Annotated in this window: 2 protein-coding genes; both read right to left on the bottom strand. The window is 60.0% G+C overall.

What is annotated here, in order from left to right; all coding sequences use genetic code 11:
• A partial coding sequence (locus ABI_RS25820) for a beta strand repeat-containing protein (RefSeq protein WP_040310024.1) occupies positions 1-2583 on the bottom strand: 2583 nt, incomplete at its 3' end.
• Positions 2584-3070: 487 nt separating this feature from the next.
• Positions 3071-4162, bottom strand: coding sequence for a helix-turn-helix transcriptional regulator (locus ABI_RS23290; RefSeq protein ID WP_006275541.1), 1092 nt, complete (start codon positions 4160-4162; stop codon positions 3071-3073).
• Positions 4163-4387: the final 225 nt, after the last annotated feature.

Here is a 4387-nt window from a genome sequence, read left to right as displayed (position 1 = left end):
GCCGCCGTCATTGACGGAAGCGACCTCGTAGGTGGCCGAACCGGCAACGGTTTCATCGCCGTCCGTGACGGCGTATTCGAGGTTGACGGTGCCGTTGTAGTTCTCGTCAAGGGTGATGGTGAAGTCACCGTCGTCATAGACTGCTGAACCAATGGTGTTGCCCTTGGCGTCCTCGACCGAAATGGCGTTGCCGGAGATGCTCAACCCATCGAGGTCGACATCTTCCGCGCCGAACAGCAGGTCTTCCACCGAAAAGACGGCGGGCGTGTCTTCGTTGACGCCGGTCAGGGTGACTTCATCGCCGAAGGTCGGCGCGTCGTTGACAGCGGCGACGGTGTAGGTGGCGGAAGTCGCGTAGCTCTCTTCACCGTCGGTGACGGTGTAGACCAAGTCGATACTGCCGTTGAAGTTCTCAGGCAGGGAAATGGTGTAGCTGTCGTCGTCGAGACTGGCGGTCCCCATTAAGGTAGCGCCACTAAAGACGGAGACGGAGCCAGCGATCGACAGGACGTCATGGTCGACATCGGAGGCGTTGGCCAGCAAATCCGCCAGCGTGAATACGGCGTCTGTACCTTCGTCGACGCCGGTCAGGGTGACTGGGCCGCTTACGGTCGGAGCGTCATTGACGGGGGACAGGTTGTAGGACGCGGAGCCGGCCACGGTCGCGTCGCCGGACGGTGGGACGCCGTTCAGGTTGGACTCGGCGTCTGTGATGACATAGTCGAGATTGACGACGCCGTTATAGTTGATGTCGTCAAGCGTGATGGTGACGTCGTTGCCTGAGATGGAGGCCGAGCCGATGATCGTGCCGTCGCCGTCGGTAACAGTAATCTCACCGTCCTGGATGGACAGGGTATCGCCGTCGACATCGTCAGCATTGGCCAGAAGGGCGGTGACCGTTGTGGTGACGCTGGCGCCTTCGATCGTGTCGGTCAGGGCGATATTACCGCTGTTGGTCGGGGCGTCGTTGACGGGGCTCAGGTTGTAGGAGGCGGAACCTGCTACTGTCGCTTCGCCATCGGTGATGATGTAGTCGAGATTGACATCACCGTTGTAGTTGATGTCCGTCAGGGTGATGGTGACATCGTCGCCCGAGATAGAGGCGGAGCCGATGATGGTACCCTCGCCGTCGGTGACGGCAATCTCGCCGTCTTGGATGGACAAGGTGTCGCCAGCATCGATATCGTCGGCATTGGCGAGCAGGGCTGTGACCGTGGTGGTGACGCTGGCGCCTTCGATCGTGTCGGTCAGGCTGATATCGCCGCTGTTGGTCGGGGCGTCGTTGACGGACGTTGCCGTCAGGCTGTAGGTGGCCGCTGGAGCGTTATTGTTGTCGATGTCGAGATAATAGGTTCCCGGCTCAAGCGTAACGACAATTCTGGGATCCAGGCCTGGCCCGCTGTCGCCATCATAGGTCAGGAAATTACTACCCGCATCGAAAAGCATCATATGACCATCGTTTAATCCGCCATCAGTAAGCGCGAGATCAAACGCGTAGGTGCCAGCTTCGGTTATGACGACCTTGACCCAGTCAACGTCATCATTTGATCCGAGAAGGCTGGTAAAGGCCGCGCCGTCCACGATGACCTGGGCGGTCGTCGTATCGTCATTGGGTAAATCCGCCGCGATAATGTTGAAGTTGCTGGTGACTTCGATGTCGCCGCCGTCGGTGTCGGTGACGGTGTAGGTGATCGACGCCGCACCACTGAAGTCAGTGGTCGGCGTAAAGTCGTAGTCACCGGATGTTCCGTTGAGGATGAAGGTGCCACCGGTCACGGCACCGATGCTAATCGTCAGGTCTTCGTCCGCATCTTCTATGTCCGAAATATTGGCGAGAAGCTGCGCGCGGGTCAGCGAGAAGGGAGTGTCCTCGACCTTGTCGGCTACGACTGCGGCCGTACCCGTCGGGTCATCATTGACGGCGGAAACGTTGTAGGTGGCGGAACCGGCGACCGTGTCCGTACCATCGGTGACGGTGTAGCTCAGGAAGACGTCGCCGTTGTAGTCTTCGTCATCGAGGGTGATGGTGTAGGTATCTTCGTCCAGGGTGGCTGTGCCGATGATGCTGTCGTCGCCGTCCTTGACCAAGACCTCGCCATCGATCGACAAGGTGTCATTGTTGTCGGCGTCGGAGGCGTTATCAAGCAGGTCGAGCAAGGTATATTGGGCGTTGGTGCCTTCGGCAACGCCAGTCAGGGTGTCTTCGGGGCTGAAGGTTGGAGCGGTGTTGCTCTGCATCAGAGCGGCCGTCATGTGATATGTCCCGGCATTGACGCCGCCCTGCGCCGCCGCAGCCAGGAAATAGGTTCCTGCTTGCAGCGTTGTTTGCATAACGTCGGCCGCACCGCCGCCTCCATTGTCAGACAAGCTGAGCTGAATGCCTTCCGCGTCGTAAAGAATGAGGTAGCCGTCGTTGAGGTCTCCGTCCGTGACCATCAAGGTAAACTCATAGGTGCCGGCATTGGTGATCACGACCTTGATCCAGTCGACGTCGTCATGCGCCTCCAGAACGCCATCAAAGAAGCTTTCGAGTTGGATTTCAGCGCCAGTTGAGGTGTCATTGGCAATATCGGGGTCAGACATGGGGTCCTCCTCAGGACAGGTCGAAAGGCGCCGCAGACGAGCCGCCGGCGCCGGATTTTCAAACTTGGATGGGCCGGCCCAAGGATGTCAGGCGCGGGTGTGAAGGGGAAACGCAGTGCCGTTGTCGGCGGGAGCTCAGGTCGCTGGCTGGCCGGGTAGACCCCAAGGGGAACGCGGCTAACTGGAGGTTTGCGTGGAGGGCGGTCCCGACAGCGCGTACCCGTACAGCATGACCTTTATGTCGGTTCGAATGGGAAGGTGTGCGGCGCAGGGGGGGCAAATGACGTGTTACGGCGCCTGCCGGGGGCAAGCGCGTCAGATGTGTTCTGCCGGGGCGGCTGAATGTGGTGTGCACGAAGACTTTCGTCCCTGTTCCGACAGGATTCGCCAAAACAGCGAATCAAGCCGGTCGTTTTTTGTAAGTTTTATATTCGTAGGCGAGGCGCTACCGGTTATGCATCCTGCAAATGAAGGAAACGTTTCGAAATTATTCTTCGCCGAAAGATTGAATTTTTAAAGATGGCAAACGGCTCATGCTGGCGATGAGCTGGGCCTGGCGTTCCGTCTCGGTCTTGCGCAGGAGTGACGACAGCTGCGAACGGACCGTCGTGATACGAACGTTGCGCGCCAGGGCAAAGTCTTCCGGCGTTTCCCCGCGCATCAGGGCCTCGGTCAAGGCGGTTTCGGCGGCGCTGAGGCCATAGAGCTGGGAGATTTTGGCGTTCAGGGGGCGTGGCGTAGCCGGATCGTCGATGACGAGGAATACGCTCTTACGGTCGGCCATGGGCGACATGATGACACGCTGCTCCAGGCCATCGCCGCGGCCAATCTGGCAGATTTCGGCGTCCTGGCCATTGCCGTTCAAGGCGGTGTGAAGCGCATCGGAAAGGCGTTTGTTGTCTTCGGATTGCTGGGCGTAAAGTCGGCCCTTTTGCTCGAACAGGCCCTGGCGCCGCACCAGCGTGTCGGTGGCGGCGGCATTGGCCAGAAGAATGTGGCGGTCGGGCTGGAGGATCAGGGTCGGATAGGCGAAACGGTCCAGGGCGGCGCGGGCGACGTCCGAACGGGTCTCGAGCCGCTGCATCTGCAGGCGCATCTGATGCATGCGCTGAAGGTGGGGTACGAGCGCCTGGAGCCTGGCCGCGTCTACGGCCGTGAAGGGCAGGGCGTCCAGGGGCCGGCTTATGGCGACGGAGAGGACACCATGCTGGGTGGTGATGAGGGCGTTCAGCCCCAAAACCGACGGGTCGGCATGGGTAAGATAAAAGCGGGTGTAGATGTCGGCGATCGGCACGCCGTCCAAGGCGTGGCTCTGTGCCGGCAGGGTGGAGAGGCTGTGGCCCGCCTGCTGCCAGACGTCCTGCGTGAGGAAATGGCCCGTGAAATCGATACCAAGCGTCGCCAGAAAAAAGTCGCGCACCATGGCGAACTCGCGCATGTCGCAGGCATGCAGGGTGACGGTGGCGGTTCGGGCGCCGGCAAGCCGGGCCAGGCGCTCGGCGACTTTCGGGATGCCCTTATCGTCGACAGCCGCGTCATAAATCGTGTCAATCAGACTCGATACGCTGTCCATATCCATGATGCATCCCCTTACCGTGGTGACGAGACCAGCCCGGGCCAGGTCAACATCCTTCACATGACGGATGGGGATGCCGGAAATGCGTCCGAGTCGGGTCGAATCACCGGCCACAAGGTTATCACAATCGGCGCCTGGCGTCGCGGTAAACCCTCTTCGACCCTAATACCAACCCACGAAAAGACTGACACATCCTGCCCGATAAGGTGCGGTTGGTATTCGCATTTA

It is taken from the genome of Asticcacaulis biprosthecium C19, from assembly GCF_000204015.1.
GTDB lineage: Bacteria > Pseudomonadota > Alphaproteobacteria > Caulobacterales > Caulobacteraceae > Asticcacaulis > Asticcacaulis biprosthecius.
The sequence above is the reverse complement of the archived record's forward strand: the minus strand, read 5'-3'. Positions and strand labels throughout refer to the sequence as shown.